This window comes from Mesorhizobium sp. M4A.F.Ca.ET.020.02.1.1, assembly GCF_004022645.1.
Classification (GTDB): Bacteria; Pseudomonadota; Alphaproteobacteria; order Rhizobiales; family Rhizobiaceae; genus Mesorhizobium.
The window spans coordinates 1-1,133 of sequence record NZ_RZOI01001152.1 but is presented as its reverse complement, the minus strand read 5'-3'; the positions used below and the strand labels follow the sequence as shown (position 1 = coordinate 1,133).

Here is a 1,133-nt window from a genome sequence, read left to right as displayed (position 1 = left end):
GATGAGGACGACACCTTCCTTGCCGATGAAGAGGAAGAGGACGACGACGTTACTGACATGATCGGCGTCGGCGACGACGACGACGAGGTCTGATCGGGCCCCGCTGCGATCATTTGCCGGCCTTTGTTGGCCTGTGACGAAAAAGCGGTCGTTGAAGGCTTGATCTTGACCGAAGGCGGGGTTAGAAGCCGCCTGCACTTGACGGCGCGGACCTCAAAACCGCGCCGGATCTCTTCGCCGGAAACGGCGCCGGCTGACTGCCGGGAGTGGGGCCATAGCTCAGTTGGGAGAGCGCTTGAATGGCATTCAAGAGGTCGTCGGTTCGATTCCGATTGGCTCCACCAAACAGTCTTTTCCTGATGCTTGGATTCGCGTCGCTCACGCTCGCCGCGTGCCAATCGGCGCCTGAAGCATCGCCGCCACCGCCACCTCCTGCACAACCTGCCCTGGCCGCGGTTCCTCCTGCTCAGGATTCGGCAGTCCTGGACCCATCCGTGGTGGCGACGCCCCCCGACAAGGGCGTTCCGGCAAAATATGCCGCATTCTCCGGCATATGGGCCGGACGGCTGGACGGGATGTATGAAGGCAAGCTGGCCGTGCTCACGATTGCTCCTCGCGGGCAGGTGACGGTCACCTATGCGTGGGGAGTTCTGGCCGACAACAAGCCGGGCGTCGCCGATGGCGCCGGGAAGATTTCAGGCAACACATTGAAGCTTGCGCGCCTGCCGAACGGCGCGGACGCCACCTTCATCATGCAGCCCGACGGGACGCTGGCCGCCACCTATACGCTTGCCGGCCAAACCTACACGGGCGCGTTCGCCAGGCAGTAATTCAGCAAATCTCTCTGCGCTGGACGGCCTGTCGAAGGGGCCTCAAGCATCGCGGACCGGTTTTGCAGCTGCCAATCCGCCTGTCGAGACGCGCCCTTTTGGCGGCGCTGTCCGCGCCCGGTCCGAATCGGCTATGCCTCTCGCATGCAGGAACCGTCCCTATACGTCCCGGTGAAGCGGTTTCTCGAGAGCCTGGACTTTACCGTCAAGGGCGAAGTCGGCGGCTGCGACGTGGTCGGGCTGCGCGATGGCGAGCCGCCCGTGGTGGTCATCTGCGAACTGAAACTGCAGTTCAATCTGGAA

General features: G+C 63.1%; 1 protein-coding gene, 1 tRNA gene and 1 pseudogene. All 3 read left to right on the top strand.

Annotation, left to right across the window (positions count from 1 at the left end):
- Positions 1-93 (top strand): annotated as a pseudogene (locus EN742_RS39865) (TIGR02300 family protein); the annotation flags it as partial.
- A 175-nt stretch (positions 94-268) separates the two neighbouring features.
- Positions 269-344, top strand: a tRNA-Ala gene (locus EN742_RS35605).
- 150 nt (positions 345-494) lie between these two features.
- Complete coding sequence (locus EN742_RS35600) at positions 495-830, top strand: hypothetical protein (RefSeq protein WP_245455277.1); 336 nt, start codon at positions 495-497, stop codon at positions 828-830.
- Positions 831-1,133: the final 303 nt, after the last annotated feature.